Source organism: Micromonospora sp. NPDC050686 (assembly GCF_040654475.1).
GTDB lineage: Bacteria > Actinomycetota > Actinomycetes > Mycobacteriales > Micromonosporaceae > Micromonospora.
Map to the genome: position 1 here is coordinate 1 of NZ_JBFAID010000039.1, position 16643 is coordinate 16643.

Consider the following 16643-nt stretch of genomic DNA (forward strand, 5'->3'; position numbering starts at 1 on the left):
TTGGTCGCTGAACCGTTTACCGGAGACCTCTTCAGCTATCGATCACCGCCACGCCGTGACCTTCCGGCCACCACGACTTCTGAAACACGCCCTAGTTCCCGGCGAGCGGGGCGTACAGGTCCACCCCGGTGCCGTCCGGGTCGTGCAGCACGGCGTACCGCTGGCCCCAGAAGGCGTCCCACGGCGGCAGTTCCCCGTGGTAGCCGGCCCCGGTCAGCTCCTTCCAGTACCGGTCCACCTCGGCCGGGTCGGCGCAGCGGAAGGCCAGGTTGGCCCGCGGGCTGCCGGCGGGCGTGGTCCAGCCTGGATGGAAGCTGCGCACCATCTCCGCCGTGTCCCAGGCCAGCCGGAGCCCGTTGGGCAGGGTGATCTCCACGTGTGGTTCGGCCTCGGCGCCGGCCGGGACGTCCACCCCGAGCCGGCGGTAGAAGTCGAGCGTGCGGGCCATGTCGGTGACGACCGTGCCGATCAGGTCGAGTTGAGGTGCCATGGGCCGGACGTTACGCCGGGCGGGCGGGGGCGGTCTTGAACGAAACGGACCGCCCCGAGTGTCCCGGTGTGGCCGACACGTCGCCATGGGGACGCGTACGGTATCAAAGAGACAAGTCCGGCTTTGCGGTCATAAGCCCCAGGCGGCGCGATCGGTCACGCCGGCTCCCACGACGGCGAGGAGAGGAGCGGTCCATGATGCACCTGGCCTACCTGGACGCGGGGTCCGGCAGCCTGATCGTGCAGGCGGTGGTCGGCGGAGTGGCCGGGGCGGCGGTGGCCGCCAAGCTCTACTGGCGCCGGCTGGTCGCCCGCTTCCGCCGCCAGCCCACCGACCAGGGCTGAGCCGCGTGATGGTGATCCCCGACGGCGGCCCGCGAGCCGAGCCGGGCTCGTTCCGGGACCCGGCGAACCGGGTCTTCCACGCCGGGCCGGACGTGCTGCGGGCGCTGGACGCCGGCGCCGCCGCCGACTGGCGCGCCCTGGCCGCCACCGACTTCTTCCCGGCCCTGATGGCCGAGGGCAAGGTCTGCGGCACCGAACTGGTCGACCCGGCCGACCCGTTGCCCGCAGACAGCGGCGAGTGGGCCGCGGTGCTGCGGCACGAGCGGATCCCGTTCGTCTCGCACCCGTACGAGTGGTCGTTCGCCATGCTGCGCGACGCGGCGCTGCTGCACCTGGAGATCCTGCGCACGGCCCTGGCCGCCGGCTTCACCACCAAGGACGGCTCGGCCTACAACCTCCAGTGGCGTGGCGTCGACCCGGTCTTCATCGACGTCGGCTCGTTCGCCCCGGCCCGCGAGGGCGAGCCCTGGGCCGGCTACCGGCAGTTCTGCCAGACCCTGCTCTACCCGCTGCTCCTGCAGGCCCACCTCGCCCTGGACTTCCAGCCGTTCCTGCGGGCCCGCGTCGACGGCGTCGAGCCCGAGCAGATGCGCCGCATCTTCGGTGGCGCCCGGCGGTTGCTGCCCGGCGTACCCACCCACGTCCACCTGCACGGCGCGATGCAGCGGCGCAACGCCGCCGCGAGCACCTCCGACGTCCGGGCGCAGCTGCGCGCCGCCGGCTACTCCCGGGAACTCGCCCTGGCCACCGTGCGCGGGCTGACGAAGCTGGTCGGCCGGCTGGACCACCGCCCCGCCGCCAGCCACTGGTCGGACTACCAGCGCACCTGCGGGTACACCGGCCAGGACCGGGTGGCCAAGGAGCGGTTCGTGGCCGACGCGGTCACCGCCGCCGCCGAGCCGGACCTGGTGCTCGACCTGGGCGCCAACGACGGCCGGTACGCCCGCCTCGCCGCCCGGCACGCCCGCTACGTGGTCGCGGTCGAGCAGGATCCGGCCGTGGTCGACGAGCTGTACCGCGGGCTGCGCGCCGAGCGGGAGCAGCGGATTCTGCCGCTGGTGATGGACCTCGCCGACCCGTCGCCCGGCGGGGGCTGGCGCAGTGTCGAACGGGCCGGCTTCGCCGCCCGGGCGGCCCGCGCGGACGTGGTGCTCGCCCTGGCCCTGGTCCACCACCTCGCCATCGGGCGCAACGTGCCGCTGCCGGAGGTCGTCGACTGCCTCACCGGCTGGTGTGCGCCCGGCGGGCGGCTGGTCGTCGAGTTCGTCCACCCGGAGGACCCGATGGCGCGCCGGTTGCTGGCCAACAAGCCCGACGGTCTCTTCCCGGACTACCGCCCGGAGGAGTTCGAGCGGCTGCTCGCCGCCCGCTGCCGGGTGGTCCAGCGCCTCGAGCTGCCGTCGGGCACCCGCACCCTCTACCAGGTGATGGTGGGTGGCTGAGCCGACGCTGGCCCGCACCGCCCCGCCGCCGGCCGCCCCCGCGTCCCCCGGACGACCCGCCCCGGCCGGGTGGCGGTTGGAGCTGCGCCGGGCGCTGGAGGTGGCCGCCCTGGTCGGCCTGGTGGTCACCCAGCCGATGCTGGACGTGCTCGGCCGCAGCCCCGACTTCTTCCTGTTCCACCGGGCCCGGCAGCGGGACGTGCTGCTGCTGGTGGCGCTGATCGCGGTGCTGCCGACGCTGCCGGTGGCACTGCTCGGGGCGGTCAGCCGGCTGGCCGGCCGGGCGGTCCGGGCGGCGGTGCACACCGGCCTGGTGGGGCTGCTGATCGCCGCCCTAGCCGTGCAGGTGGGGCGGCACGTCACGCCGCTGCGGGGCGTACCGCTGCTGCTGGTCGCGGCGCTGGCCGGCGCCGCCGGGGCGGCCGCGCACCGGCGCTGGCGCGCGCCCGCCCGGGTGCTGCGGCTCGCCGCGGTCGGCCCGCCGGTGTTCGTGCTGTTGTTCCTGTTCGCCTCGCCCGCCTCGGCGGTGGTGCTGCCACGGGGTGAGGGCGGCGCCGCCGGCCAGGCCGGCCCCGGGGCGCACCCGCCGATCGTGATGATCGTGCTGGACGAGTTCCCGCTGCAGTCGCTGCTCGGCCCGGACGGAAAGGTCGACGCCGGCCGCTACCCGCACTTCGCCGAGCTGGCCGGCGGCGCCACCTGGTACCGCAACGCCACCGGCGTCAGCGGCTGGACCCCGTACGCGCTGCCGGCGATGCTCACCGGCCGGTACCCGACGAAGGGGGTGGCGCCGCACTACTCGCAGTACCCGGACAACCTCTTCACCGTCCTCGGCGGCCTGTACGACGTGCGTGCCGAGGAGAGCATCACCCGGCTCTGCCCACCCAGCCGGTGCGAGCAGCCGAGCACGCCCGAGCAGGGGCTCGGCGTGCTGGTCCGGGAGAGCGGCAAGCTGCTGCGCCAGGTCACCGCGCCGGTGGACAGCCGGATCGACCCGGAGGAGTCGTACCGGGAGAAGACCGCGGCCGAGGCGGGCCTGGACGCGGCCGAGCCGGTCCCGGACGACCCGAAGTTCCGCTTCGACAGCCTGGACGACAACCAGCCCGCGCGGTTCACCAGCTTCCTCGCCGGGCTGCGCCCGACCGCCCGCCCCACGCTGCACTTCCTGCACCTGCTGATGCCGCACGCGCCGTGGGCGTTCCTGCCGTCCGGGGCGCGGTACGACGCGCCGGAGGACCTGCCCAACGACGGCGCCGGCTGGGTCGACCTGGCCCGGGCCCGGCACCTGGCCCAGCTCGGCTACACCGACCGGCTGATCGGCGAGACGCTGCGTACCCTGCGCGCCTCCGGCCTGTACGACAAGGCCCTGGTCGTGGTGACCGCCGACCACGGGGTCAGCTTCCGTCAGGACTGGCAGGGCCGGGGGATGGGGGCGATCGAGCACGCCGCCGACCAGGTGGCCTGGGTGCCGATGTTCGTCAAGGAGCCGGGCCAGCGCACCGGCCGGGTGGACGACCGCAATTGGCAACACGTCGACCTGCTGCCCACGGTCGCCGACTACGCGCACGTGCGGATCCCCTGGCGGGTCGAGGGCCGGTCGGCCCGGCAGGCGCCCCGCGACCCCGCCGACAAGCGCTTCTACGACCGGCCGGGGGAGCCGGTGACCATCACCGGCGGGGTGCCGGCGCCGCTGCCGCCCGTACCCGTCCATCCGCTGGTGGGCACCGAGGCCGGCGGCCGGGCGGTCGGGGGCGGCGGCAGCGCCACGGTGGCGAACCTGGCCGCGTTCCGGGACGTCCGGGCGTCCGACGGCGAGCTGCCGGCCCTGGTCTGGGGCACCGTGCCGGCGTCGGTGCCGGACGGCACGCTGCTGGCCGTGGCGGTCAACGGCCGGATCGGCGCGGTGGTCCCGGTGGTGCCGGCGGACGCGGGTGGGCGGCGCTTCGCGGCCCTGCTCCCCGACGACCGGCTCTACCGGGTGGGGAAGAACCAGTTGGACGTCTTCCGGGTCGGTCCTGGTGACACGCTTCGTCGCCTGACGCTGTCCTGAGGTAACCTTCCGCTTTCCGGTGCGCGAGCAGGTTTCCGATCATCCAGGTCGGGAATCGGGTGACGCATACCTCACCCCCGAACCACGGTGGGCGGTATCGGCCGGGCCGTGACTACGGTAAAAGCGAAGGCAATTCAACGAGGATTTCGCCGGCGAAGCGAGGAACCACATGACGGAAGTCAAGCTCGATCACCCCGGTGGGCAGCTCTCGATGCCGGTGCACAGCGCGGTCGAGGGCCCTGCGGGCATCGGGGTCGGCAAGCTGCTGAAGGAAACCGGGATGACCACGTACGACCCCGGTTTCGTCAACACCGCATCCTGTTCGTCCGAGATCACCTACATCGACGGCGACGCGGGCATCCTGCGCTACCGCGGGTACCCGATCGAGCAGCTGGCGGAGAAGTCCTCTTTCCTGGAGGTCTCCTACCTGCTGATCTACGGTGAGCTGCCGACCCAGCAGCAGTTGACCGAGTTCACCGAGTGGATCCGCCGGCACTCGCTGCTGCACGAGGAGATGCGGCGCTTCTTCGACGGATTCCCGCGCGAGGCGCACCCGATGGCCGTGCTCTCCTCGGCCGTCAGCGCGATCTCGACCTTCTACCAGGACAGCCTGGACCCGTTCGACTCCGAGCACGTGGAGATCTCCACGGTCCGGCTGATGGCCAAGGTCCCCACCATCGCCTCGTACGCGTACAAGAAGGCGATCGGCCAGCCTTTGCTCTACCCGGACAACTCGCTGGGCTACGTGGAGAACTTCCTGCGGATGACCTTCGGCGTGCCGGCCGAGCCGTACGAGGTCGACCCGGTGATGGCCCGCGTGCTCGACATGCTCTTCCTGCTGCACGCCGACCACGAGCAGAACTGCTCCACCTCCACCGTCCGGCTGGTCGGTTCCAGCAACGCCAACCTCTTCGCCTCGGTCTCGGCCGGCGTGAACGCGCTCTTCGGCCCGCTGCACGGCGGCGCCAACCAGGCCGTGCTGGAGATGCTTCACAAGATCCAGGTCGAGGGTGGCGACGTCCGCTCCTTCGTCCGGAAGGTCAAGGACAAGCAGGACGGCGTCAAGCTGATGGGCTTCGGCCACCGGGTCTACAAGAACTACGACCCGCGTGCCGCCATCGTGAAGAAGGCCGCCCAGGACGTGCTCGGCCGGATGGCCAAGCCGGACCCGCTGCTGGACCTGGCCATGGAGCTGGAGGAGATCGCGCTCGCCGACGACTTCTTCGTCTCCCGCAAGCTCTACCCGAACGTGGACTTCTACACCGGCCTGATCTACAAGGCCATGGGCTTCCCCACCAAGATGTTCACGGTCCTGTTCGCGCTGGGCCGGCTGCCCGGCTGGATCGCCCAGTGGCGCGAGATGATCAACGACCCGGAGACCAAGATCGGCCGCCCGCGGCAGATCTACACCGGCGCCCCCGAGCGCACCTACACCCCCCTCACCAACCGCTGAGGTGTAAGGAAGGGCCCCGCTCAACGCTTTCGGTAGAGGAAGGGCCCCTTCTTAACGCAGGCTGACGTGTGGCCGCCGACCCGAGCCGGGTCGGCGGCCACACTCGTGCCGCCGGTCGCCACGAGCGGGAGTGTTGAGCGGGGGCCCCAGCTATCCAAAATGCGTTGACCGGGGCCCCTCCTTTCAGCGCAGGCCGGCGGCGGCGAGGAGGTTGCCGTCCGGGACCACCGGGCGGGTGCGGCCGTGGGTCATCTGGTGGGTGGCGCGTTCGGCGACGAAGCCCGGCGCCTGGGCGATCGCCGAGGCGTACGTCGCGGCCGTGCGACTGGCGATCGCCGCCCAGCCGTACCGTTCGTCGACCATGGCCCGGGCGCGGCGGGCCAGCGCACGCGCCCGGTCGGTGTCGGACAGCAGCGCGTGCACCGCGTCGCTGAGGCCCTCCGGGTCGTGGGGTCGGAAGGTCATCCCGGTGACGCCCGGCTCGACGATCTCGGCGAGCCCGCCGGTGGCGGACACCGCGAGCGGGGCGCCGGCGGCGGCGCCCTCCAGGGCCACCATGCCGAACGGCTCGTAGATGCTGGGCACGGCGAAGCAGTCCGAGGCGGCCATCACCGCCGGCAGGTCGGTGCCGCCGAGGAAGCCGGGCATGCTGACCGTGCCGCCCAGCCCGAGCCGGTGCACCTCGGCCTGGAGTTCCGGCCGGTACGGGCCGTCGCCGACGATCACCGCGCGCAGCCCCGGGTGCCGGTCGCGCAGCCGGGGCAGCCCGGCCAGCAGGTGCTGGACGCCCTTCTCGTACACCAGCCGGCCGGCGAAGGTGACCAGCGGGCCGTCGGCGGCGAACCGGGCCCGGGCGGCGGCGACCGCGGCCACCGGCACCCGCCAGCGATGCGGCTCCACCCCGTTGGGCACCACGTCGACCCGCGAGGCCGGCACCCCGAACAGCCCGGTCACCTCGTCGCGCATGTACCCGGAGCAGACGATCATCCGCTCGGAGGAGGTGCCGAGCCAGTGCTCCACCCCGTGGATGGTGCGGTTCATCTCGGTGGGCAGCCAGCCCTGGTGCCGGCCCGCCTCGGTGGCGTGGATGGTGCTGACCAGCGGCCGGTCGAGGTGCTCGCGCAGGGTCATCGCGGTGTGCGCGACCAGCCAGTCGTGCGCGTGGATCACGTCGTAACCGCCGGTGGCGGCGGCCCGCAGCGCGGCCCGGGTCAGCGTGTGGTTGAAGGCCATCGTCCAGGCCAGCAGGCTCTCGGTGGCCAGCGGGAAGGCCACCGGGTCCTCGGCGGCGCGGACCACCCGGACGCCGTCGACGTACTCCTCCAGCGGGGCGCCCTCGGCGTGCCGGGTGACGACGGTGACCTCGTGGCCGGCGGCGGCCAACGCCACCGACAGGGCGTGCACGTGGCGGCCGAGGCCGCCGACGAGCACCGGCGGGTACTCCCAGGAGAGCATCAGCACCCGCAGCGGGCGGGCGCCGCCGAGCGGGGACGCCGGTCGGGGGGGCGAGGTGGGGGAGGGCCGGCAGGTCCGATCCGGGGCGGCGGGCTGGGCGCCGGACCGCGGGTTGATCACGTCGATCTCCGTCCATGCATGGTGGGACGCGCCGGCAACGATGGCGGCGAGAGGAACTCAGGTGGGTGGTGGCCGAGGGCCGAGGAGGACGCGCGGCGGCGCGCGCCCACACACAGCAAAGGGCATCGCGTGCCGTCGCGCATCTCGAAATGGGACATCGTGACGGATGACACCCGAACGTCCGGCGCTCCTCGGGAGGGTGGATTTCGGTTACGGTCCGAACGGGTGGATTGCTCGCTCCGGCGCCGGGGCATTAGCGGCGTGCGCATCGGCGGTCCGCCCGACCGTGCGCTCACGATCATCGTTGAGGGAGCGACATGCAGGTCTGGCCGGGCGAGCGTTATCCCCTGGGCGCCACCTACGACGGGATGGGCACCAACTTCGCGATCTTCTCGGAGGTCGCGGAGAGGGTCGAGCTCTGCCTCTTCGACGAGTGGGACACCGGCGCCGAGCGCCGGGTCGAGCTGCGCGAGGTCGACGCGTACGTCTGGCACGCGTACATCCCCGGGATCGAGCCCGGCCAGCGCTACGGCTTCCGCGTCCACGGCCCGTGGCGTCCCGCCGACGGGCTGCGCTGCAACCCGCACAAGCTGCTGCTCGACCCGTACGCCAAGGCGGTCGACGGGGAGGTCAGCTGGGACCCGGCCGGCTACGACTACGAGGTGGGCGGTGACCCGGACCGGATGAGCGAGATCGACTCGGCGCCGTTCATGCCGAAGTCGGTGGTGGTGAACCCGTACTTCGACTGGGGCAACGACCGGCCGCCCCGCACGCCGTACCACCACTCGGTGATCTACGAGGCGCACGTGCGCGGCCTGACCATGCGCCACCCCGACATCCCGGCGGAGCTGCGCGGCACGTACGCGGCGATCGCCTCCCCGGCCATGATCGACTATTTCAAGCGGCTCGGGGTGACCGCGATCGAGCTGATGCCGGTGCACGAGTTCGTGCACGACCACCGCCTCGCCGACCTGGGCCTGCGCAACTACTGGGGCTACAACACCATCGGCTTCTTCGCCCCGTACCACGGCTACTCCGCGCTGGGCCGCCTCGGTCAGCAGGTGCAGGAGTTCCGCGGCATGGTCAAGGCGCTGCACGCGGCCGGCATCGAGGTCATCCTCGACGTGGTCTACAACCACACCGCCGAGGGCAACCATCTGGGGCCGACGCTGAGTTTCAAGGGCGTCGACAACCCCAGCTACTACCGGCTCTCCGACGACGACCGGCGCTACTTCGTCGACTACACCGGCACCGGCAACAGCCTCAACGTGCGCAGCCCGCACTCGCTCCAACTGATCATGGACTCGCTGCGGTACTGGGTCACCGAGATGCACGTCGACGGCTTCCGCTTCGACCTCGCGGCCACCCTGGCCCGCGAGTTCTACGAGGTGGACCGCCTCTCCACCTTCTTCGAGGTGGTGCAGCAGGACCCGGTGGTCAGCCAGGTCAAGCTGATCGCCGAGCCGTGGGACGTCGGGCCGGGCGGCTACCAGGTGGGCAACTTCCCGCCGCTGTGGACCGAGTGGAACGGCAAGTACCGGGACACCGTACGGGACTTCTGGCGCGGCGAGCCGGCCACGCTGGCCGAGTTCGCCTCCCGCATCTCCGGCTCCGCCGACCTCTACCAGGACGACGGCCGTCGCCCCTTCCACAGCATCAACTTCGTCACCTGCCACGACGGGTTCACCCTGCACGACCTGGTGTCGTACAACGACAAGCACAACGAGGCCAACGGCGAGGAGAACCGGGACGGCGAGAGCCACAACCGGTCCTGGAACTGCGGGGTCGAGGGGAAGACCGACGACCCGGAGGTGCTCGCCCTGCGGGCCCGCCAGCGGCGCAACTTCCTGGCCACCCTGCTCCTCTCCCAGGGCGTGCCGATGCTCGGCCACGGCGACGAGCTGGGCCGCACCCAGCTCGGCAACAACAACGCCTACTGCCAGGACGGCGAGCTGGCCTGGGTCGACTGGGCGCGGGCCGACGAGGACCTGCTCGCCTTCGTCCGCCGGCTCACCGAGTTCCGGGCCCGCCACCAGGTCTTCCGCCGCCGCCGCTTCTTCACCGGCCTGCCCGTCGGCGGGCGGGCCGCGGGCTCCGGCCTGCCCGACCTGGCCTGGTACACCCCCGACGGCCGGGAGATGACCCACGAGGACTGGGGCAACGACTTCGGCCGCTCGGTGGCCCTGTTCGTCAACGGCGACGGCATCCCGGAACGCGGCCAGTACGGCCAGCGGCACCGGGACGACTCGTACCTGCTGCTGTTCAACGCGCACGACGCGTCGCTGGACTTCACCCTGCCCGGCGAGGAGTTCGGGCAGCACTGGGAGCTGGTGATCAGCACCGCGGAACCGGATCCGGAGAAGACGACGCTGGTCGAGGCGGCCGGCACCGTCTGCGTGCCGGACCGCTCGCTGCTGGTGCTGGAGAGGACGGTCTGACCATGCCCGACACCCGACCCGACGTGCCGACGGCGACGAGGACGCGGGTCGGGTCGACCTACCGCGTCCAGATCCGCCCCGGCTTCGACCTCGACGCCACCGCCGGGCTCGCCGGCTACCTGCACGACCTGGGCGTCACCCACCTCTACAGCGCGCCCCTGCTCACCGCCACCCCCGGCTCGCCGCACGGCTACGACGTGGTCGACCACCGCGCGGTCAACCCGGAGCTGGGCGGCGAGGCCGGCCGGCAGCGCCTGGTCCGGGCGCTGCGCGCGGCCGGGCTCGGCCTGGTCGTGGACATCGTGCCCAACCACGCCGGGGTGGCCCGGCCGGCCGCCAACCCGGCATGGTGGGACGTGCTGCGCGCCGGGCGGGCCTCGGCGTACGCGGACTGGTTCGACATCGACTGGGACCGTGGCCGCCTGCTGCTGCCGGTGCTCGCCGACGCCCCCGACGCGCTGGACGACCTGAAGCTGGTCGACGGGGAGCTGCGCTACCACGAGCACCGTTTCCCGATCGCCGACGGCACCGGCGACGGGACGCCCCGCGAGGTGCACGACCGGCAGCACTACCAGCTGGTGAACTGGCGGCGCGGCGACGCCGAGCTGACGTACCGCCGGTTCTTCGCCGTCTCCGACCTGGCCGGGCTGCGGGTGGAGGACCCGGCGGTCTTCGACGCCACCCACGCGGAGCTGCTGCGCTGGGTCGCGGCCGGCGACGTCGACGGCATCCGGGTCGACCACCCGGACGGGCTGCGCGACCCCGCCGGCTACCTGGCCCGGTTGCGCGCCGCCGCGCCGGACGCCTGGCTGGTGGTGGAGAAGATCCTGGAGTACGGCGAGGAGCTGCCGGACTGGCCGGTCGACGGCACCACCGGCTACGACGCCCTCGCCGCGGTCTGCGGCCTCTTCGTCGACGGCGCCGCCGAGGGCGACCTCACCGCCCTGGAGGCCCGGCTGACCGGCCGGCACGCCTCCTGGCAGGACCTCACCCACGACACCAAGCTGGCCGCCGCCACCCGGCTGCTCGCCGCCGAGCTGACCCGGCTCGCCGCGCTCGCCCCCGAGCTGGACGCCGCCGACACGAAGTCCGCCCTGGCCGAGCTGGCCGCCTGCTTTCCCGTCTACCGGGGCTACCCGCCCGAGGGCGCCCGGCACCTGGCCGCCGCCCGCGCCGAGGCCGGCCGGCGCCGCCCCGACCTCACCGCCACCCTGGACGCGGTCACCGCCCTGCTCCGCGATCCCGGGCACGAGCTGGCCCGCCGCTTCCCGCAGCTCACCGGCGCGGTGATGGCCAAGGGCGTGGAGGACACCGCGTACTACCGGTGGAGCCGTTTCGTCGCGCTCAACGAGGTCGGCGGCTCGCCGGCGCACTTCGGCGTGCCGCCCGCGGAGTTCCACCGCTTCGCCACCGCCCGGCAGCTCCGCTGGCCGGCCGGCATGACCACCCTCTCCACCCACGACACCAAACGCGGCGAGGACGTCCGGGCCCGGCTCGCCGTGCTCTCCGAGCTGCCGGGCCGCTGGGCCGAGCAGGTCGCCCGGTGGGCCTCCCGCGCCCCGCTGCCCGACCCGGACCTCGCCCACCTGCTCTGGCAGACCGCCGTCGGCGCCTGGCCGCTGGACCGCGAGCGGCTGCACGCGTACGCGGAGAAGGCCGCCCGAGAGGCGTCGGCGTCGACCAGTTGGGCCGACCCCGACCCGGCCTTCGAAGACGAGCTGCACGCGCTGGTAGACCGGATGTACGACGACCGCGAGCTGCACGCCGAGATCACCGCGTTCGCCGCCGAACTCACCCCGCCCGGCTGGTCCAACTCGCTCGGGCAGAAGCTGGCGCAGCTGGCCATGCCCGGGGTGCCGGACACCTACCAGGGCACCGAGCTGTGGGAGAACTCCCTGGTCGACCCGGACAACCGCCGCCCGGTCAACTTCGCCGTACGCCGGGAGCTGCTGGACCGGCTCGACGCCGGCTGGCGGCCGGCGGTGGCCGCGGACGGCGCGGCGAAGCTGCTGGTCGTCTCCCGGACGCTGCGGTTGCGCCGCGACCACCCGGGGCTGTTCACCAGCTACCGGCCGGTGCCGGCGCACGGGCCGGCCGGCGCGCACGCGGTGGCCTTCGACCGGGGCGGCGCGGTGGCCGTGGCGACCCGGTTGCCGCTCGGGCTGGCCCGCGCCGGCGGCTGGCGGGACACCACCCTGTCGATTTCCGGCAACAGTGTTAGGGACATGTTCACCGGTCGGGTCTACAGTGGGTCTGAGCTGCTCCTGGACGATCTGTTGAGCACCTACCCCGTCGCCCTCCTCGCCCCCGCCGACTCCGCCGACTCAGTGGAGGCCGCCCCATGACCGAGTTCACCGTGTGGGTGCCCGAGGCCGCCCGGGTGCGGCTGCGACGGCCCGGCGCCGCCGACCGGGAGCTGACCGCCAGCCCCGGGGGCTGGTGGCGGGTCGACGTGCCCGACGCCGGGCCGGGCACCGACTACGCCTTCCTGCTCGACGACGACGACCGGCCGTTGCCCGACCCGCGCTCGCGCTGGCAGCCGGCCGGGGTGCACGGGCCGAGCCGGGTCTACGACCACGCCGCCTTCGCCTGGACCGACGGCGCCTGGACCGGCCGGCAGCTGCCCGGCAGCGTCCTCTACGAGCTGCACGTCGGCACGTTCACCCCGCAGGGCACCTTCGACGCGGTGATCGACCACCTTGACCACCTGGTCGACCTCGGCGTCGACCTGATCGAGCTGCTGCCGGTGAACGCCTTCAACGGCGAGCACAACTGGGGCTACGACGGTGTCTGCTGGTACGCCCCACACCAGCCGTACGGCGGGCCGGACGGCCTGAAACGCCTCGTCGACGCCGCCCACGCCAAGGGGCTGGGGGTGATCCTCGACGTCGTCTACAACCATTTCGGGCCCTCCGGGGCCTACGCGCCGAGCTTCGCGCCGTACCTGAGCGAGCAGAGCAACCCGTGGGGGCGCACGGTCAACCTGGACGGTCCGCACTCCGGCGAGGTACGCCGCTACATCATCGACAGCGTCCTGATGTGGCTGCGCGACTACCACGTCGACGGGCTGCGACTGGACGCCGTGCACGCGATGCCGGACGCGGGCGCGGTGCACCTGCTGGAGGAGATGGCGGTGCAGGTGGAGGCGCTCGCCACCCACCTGGGCCGGCCGTTGTCGCTGATCGCCGAGAGCGACCTCAACGACCCGAAGCTGATCACCCCGCGGGAGGCCGGCGGGTACGGCCTGCACGCCCAGTGGAACGACGACGCCCACCACGCCCTGCACACCCTGCTCACCGGCGAACGGCAGGGCTACTACGGCGACTTCGGCTCCCTGGAGTGCCTGACCGACGTGCTGACCGCCGCGTTCTTCCACGCCGGCACCTGGTCCAGCTTCCGCAACCGCACGCACGGGCGGCCGGTCGACCGGCAGCGCATCCCGGGGCACCGGTTCGTGGCGTACCTGCAGAATCACGACCAGATCGGCAACCGGGCCACCGGCGACCGGATCTCGGCCACGCTGTCGCCGGCGATGCTGCGGGTGGGCGCGACGCTGCTGATGACGGCGCCGTTCACGCCGATGCTGTTCATGGGGGAGGAGTGGGCGGCCTCGACGCCGTGGCAGTTCTTCACCAGCCATCCCGAGCCGGAGCTGGCCGCCGCGGTGGCCACCGGGCGCCGCCGCGAGTTCGCCGCGCACGGTTGGGCCACCGCCGACGTGCCGGACCCGCAGGACCGGCGCACGTTCCTGCGGTCCCGGCTGGACTGGGCGGAGCTCGACAAACCCCAACACCGGGAGATGTACGACTTCCACCGGCGGCTGATCGCGCTGCGCAAGTCGCGGGCCGACCTGTCGGACCCCCGGCTGGACCGGGTCGAGGTGCGGCACGGCGACCAGTTCCTGGTGATGCGGCGCGGCGAGACGCTGGTGGTGGCCAACCTGGCCGACCGGCCGCAGCGGGTCAACCTGCCCGGGGTGGTGCGCCGGGTGCTGCTCGCCACCTCCGAGGGGGTCACGGTGATGCGGGACGGGATCGAGCTGCCGCCGGAGTCGGCGGCGATCGTGTCGCTCTGAGGCGCAGCGGCCTCGGTGCTACCGGCGTGACCACCGCAGCACCGCAGCACCCTTCGGCGTCAGGGTGCCGGCTGCCTCGAAGGGTTCGAGCAACCCGACTGCCTCGGCGACCACCGCGGCCCGGGAGTCGTTGGGTGAGCGTGACGCCCAGTTCCTCGGCGAGATCGGCCCGGTCCGGCTCTTGCCGGTGCAGGGTGCGGCGAATGCCGGCCGCCCTGGTGAGCAGAGCCTCGGCCGACCCGACGTCGCCAGCCTGCTGCGCCAACCTGCCCAGCCGTTCATGCAGATCGTGCCCGCCGGTGGCTGCGCCACGAGGACATCGCCGCCGACGCGCACCACCACCTCGACGGCCTCCACCTTCGGCGTTCGGCGAAGAACTCCACCCCGTTGGCGGTGACCCGCTCCACCTGTCGCGCCCGCCTCTGCCCCGGCTGCATCCGCAAGGCCTCTCGACGTCGTCTTTCCGTGCGTGACCAGCACACTGCCGACGGTGGCGGCGCGGCACCGGTAGTCTCGCGGCTTTCGACGCACCACAACTCCAAGAACATGGGAGGTGGGGGCGGGGAGGGTGCCGGTGTGCCGGCGGAGGGAGGACGGGTCGTGAGTGGGAAAGGTGTCGTGGCGGTGGTGCTCGCGGTGGGGGTGGCGGCGGGGTGTACGCCCACCCCGCCCTCGGCCGCGCCCGGGCCTACCGCCGTGCCCGGCACCACCGCCCCCGCCGGGCCGACCGCCACGCCGGTTGCGCCGCCCGCGGAACTCACCGCACTGGAACGGCGGTTCGACGCGCGGCTGGGCGTCTACGCGGTCGACACGGGCACCGGACGCACGCTCGCCCACCGGGCCGACGAGCGGTTCGCGTACGCGTCGACCTGCAAGGCGCTGGCCGCTGGCGCGGTGCTGGCCGCGGCGTCCGACGCCGAGTTGGACCGGGTGGTGCGCTACCGGCGCGCGGACCTGGTGCCGCACTCGCCGGTCACCGAGCGCCACCTGGCGTCGGGGATGACGCTGCGGGCAGTCGCCGAGGCGGCGGTGCGGCACAGCGACAACACCGCCGGGAACCTGCTGTTCGCCGAGCTCGGCGGCCCGGCCGGCTTCCAGCGGGCGTTGCGGGGCATCGGCGACCGGGTCACCGACCCGGCCCGCACCGAGCCGGAACTCAACGAGGCCGCGCCGGGCGACGTCCGCGACACCAGCACGCCCCGTGCCCTGGCCGGCTCACTGAAGGCGTACGTGATCGGCGACGCGCTGGCGCCGGCGGACCAGGCGGTGCTGCTCGGCTGGCTGAAGGGCAGCACGACCGGGGCGGGCCTGATCCGGGCCGGTGTGCCGGCCGGCTGGCAGGTGGCGGACAAGAGCGGCACCGGAGGGTACGGCACCCGCAACGACATCGCCGTGGTGTGGCCGCCGAACGCCGCGCCGATCGTGCTGGCCGTCCTCTCCACGCACGCCGGACGGGACGCCGAGCCCGACGACGCCCTGGTCGCCCGCGCGGCGGAGGTGACCCTGGCGGCGTTGCGCTGACCGGCCGGACGGCCGGCGGAACCACCGGAGACGGCGTGGACCGCGCTACGATCCGAGATCGTCGCCATCGTCGCCCGGTGACCCGTGCCCCCGGAGGTTCGAATGCCCGACGCCCCGCCGCGTGCGGCCCTGTGGGCCGCCGCGCACGCCGAGCGCGCCGCGCTCGCCGACGACCTGGCCACCCTCGACCCGGCGCAGTGGGCGCAGCCGTCGCTGTGTGGGCGGTGGACGGTGCAGGAGGTCGTCGCGCACCTGACGGCGGCGGCGAGCGTCGGACGGCTGCGCTGGCTGGCCAGCGTGCTGGGCGCCCGGTTCGACTTCGACCGGCACAACGACCGGCGGCTCGCCGACCACCGCGGCGCCACCCCGGCGGAGACCCTCGCCCGGTTCCGGCGGGTGATCGACAGTACGACGTCGACCTTCGGCCCGACCGAAGCCTGGCTCGGCGAGGTCGTGGTGCACGCCCAGGACATCCGCCGTCCGCTCGGGATCACCCGCACACCCCCGGTCGAGGCCGTCACCCCCGTCGCCGACTTCTACGCCCGGCGCGACTTCACCGTGGCCGGCCGCACCACCGGGGCCGGGCTGCGGCTCGAGGCGACCGACGGCCCCTTCGCCACCGGGGACGGGCCACTGGTCGCCGGCCCCACCCTGGCGCTGACCATGGCGTTGGCCGGCCGCGGCGCCTACTGCGACGACCTCACCGGCCCGGGGGTGGCGGAGCTGCGCAAACGCTGCGCGCCCGCCTGATCCCGGCCCGGAACCGGACGGCGCAACCGCGCTGCGCGGGCCTGCCCGCATCCTTCCACTCGATCCGCTGCCCCACCTGGGACGAACCCCGGTCGCCGCGTCGCGACCGGGGCCCCGCGCGTCCTCAGGGGACCGGAACGCTTCCGGAACTCGGGTTGCAGTAGCCGTGCCGTGCGCCCCGAACGACCGGGACGAGCCGGTGCGCAAGCTGGCCCGAGCGGCGTCAGCACCGCTGCTGGCTAGGTGATCCTCGCGCCACGCCGTCCCTGCGCGAGGGCAGAAGTGTTTCCGAAACATTTCCGAGAGTCGTTGACGCTCATAAGTGTCGGTTCCATACTCGTCGCATTGACAGGCCTCGACTCCTGTCGATCCGGGTCGCCACCCCTGACCCGGTCCTCCGGTCGCCGACCACGCGACGACCGGCCACCACCGCGCCGCGTTGTGCGCTGCCCGACGCGCGGCGGCCCATCCTCCGGCCGCCGGCACCCGTCGGGTCGTACCACGC

Annotated in this window: 11 protein-coding genes; 9 read left to right on the forward strand and 2 right to left on the reverse strand. The window is 73.3% G+C overall.

Annotated features, from left to right (window positions below):
- Nucleotides 1-91: 91 nt before the first annotated feature.
- On the reverse strand, nucleotides 92-490 hold the full coding sequence (locus AB0H57_RS22460) for a VOC family protein (protein ID WP_357509402.1): 399 nt from the start codon (nucleotides 488-490) through the stop codon (nucleotides 92-94).
- A 194-nt stretch (nucleotides 491-684) separates the two neighbouring features.
- Here AB0H57_RS22460 and AB0H57_RS22465 point away from each other — a divergent pair, with 194 nt between their 5' ends.
- The 4 genes from AB0H57_RS22465 to AB0H57_RS22480 all read left to right on the forward strand — a co-directional run bounded on the left by AB0H57_RS22465 (nucleotide 685) and on the right by AB0H57_RS22480 (nucleotide 5779).
- The gene (locus tag AB0H57_RS22465; RefSeq protein ID WP_222956945.1) at nucleotides 685-834 is read left to right on the forward strand and encodes a hypothetical protein; all 150 of its coding nucleotides are present in this window, start codon (nucleotides 685-687) and stop codon (nucleotides 832-834) included.
- Between the two features lie 8 nt (nucleotides 835-842).
- Entirely contained in the window at nucleotides 843-2276 is a 1434-nt protein-coding gene (locus tag AB0H57_RS22470; protein WP_357509404.1) for a class I SAM-dependent methyltransferase, read from the forward strand.
- A 7-nt stretch (nucleotides 2277-2283) separates the two neighbouring features.
- Nucleotides 2284-4326 carry a sulfatase-like hydrolase/transferase gene (locus tag AB0H57_RS22475; protein ID WP_357509516.1) on the forward strand — a complete coding sequence of 681 codons (2043 nt, stop codon included), beginning with the start codon at nucleotides 2284-2286 and terminating at the stop codon, nucleotides 4324-4326.
- A gap of 169 nt (nucleotides 4327-4495) precedes the next feature.
- Nucleotides 4496-5779, forward strand: a complete 1284-nt coding sequence (locus tag AB0H57_RS22480; protein ID WP_357509406.1) for a citrate synthase — start codon at nucleotides 4496-4498, stop codon at nucleotides 5777-5779.
- A gap of 183 nt (nucleotides 5780-5962) precedes the next feature.
- Here AB0H57_RS22480 and AB0H57_RS22485 read toward each other — a convergent pair whose 3' ends face one another.
- Nucleotides 5963-7354: a glycosyltransferase family 4 protein gene (locus AB0H57_RS22485; RefSeq protein WP_357509408.1), complete on the reverse strand. Its 1392-nt coding sequence runs from the start codon at nucleotides 7352-7354 to the stop codon at nucleotides 5963-5965.
- Between the two features lie 317 nt (nucleotides 7355-7671).
- Between AB0H57_RS22485 and glgX the strand changes: the two genes are divergently transcribed.
- The 5 genes from glgX (at nucleotide 7672) to AB0H57_RS22510 (ending at nucleotide 16138) form a co-directional block, all read left to right on the forward strand.
- Nucleotides 7672-9792 carry a glycogen debranching protein GlgX gene (gene glgX / locus AB0H57_RS22490; protein ID WP_357509410.1) on the forward strand — a complete coding sequence of 707 codons (2121 nt, stop codon included), beginning with the start codon at nucleotides 7672-7674 and terminating at the stop codon, nucleotides 9790-9792.
- Nucleotides 9793-9794: 2 nt separating this feature from the next.
- Nucleotides 9795-12137, forward strand: a complete 2343-nt coding sequence (gene treY / locus AB0H57_RS22495; RefSeq protein WP_357509412.1) for a malto-oligosyltrehalose synthase — start codon at nucleotides 9795-9797, stop codon at nucleotides 12135-12137.
- Nucleotides 12134-13867, forward strand: a complete 1734-nt coding sequence (treZ, locus tag AB0H57_RS22500; RefSeq protein WP_357509414.1) for a malto-oligosyltrehalose trehalohydrolase — start codon at nucleotides 12134-12136, stop codon at nucleotides 13865-13867. The genes treY and treZ overlap by 4 nt, the downstream gene beginning before the upstream one ends.
- 600 nt (nucleotides 13868-14467) lie before the next feature.
- Nucleotides 14468-15388 carry a class A beta-lactamase gene (gene bla, locus AB0H57_RS22505; RefSeq protein ID WP_357509416.1) on the forward strand — a complete coding sequence of 307 codons (921 nt, stop codon included), beginning with the start codon at nucleotides 14468-14470 and terminating at the stop codon, nucleotides 15386-15388.
- 102 nt (nucleotides 15389-15490) lie between these two features.
- Entirely contained in the window at nucleotides 15491-16138 is a 648-nt protein-coding gene (locus AB0H57_RS22510; protein WP_357509418.1) for a maleylpyruvate isomerase family mycothiol-dependent enzyme, read from the forward strand.
- Nucleotides 16139-16643 lie beyond the last annotated feature (505 nt).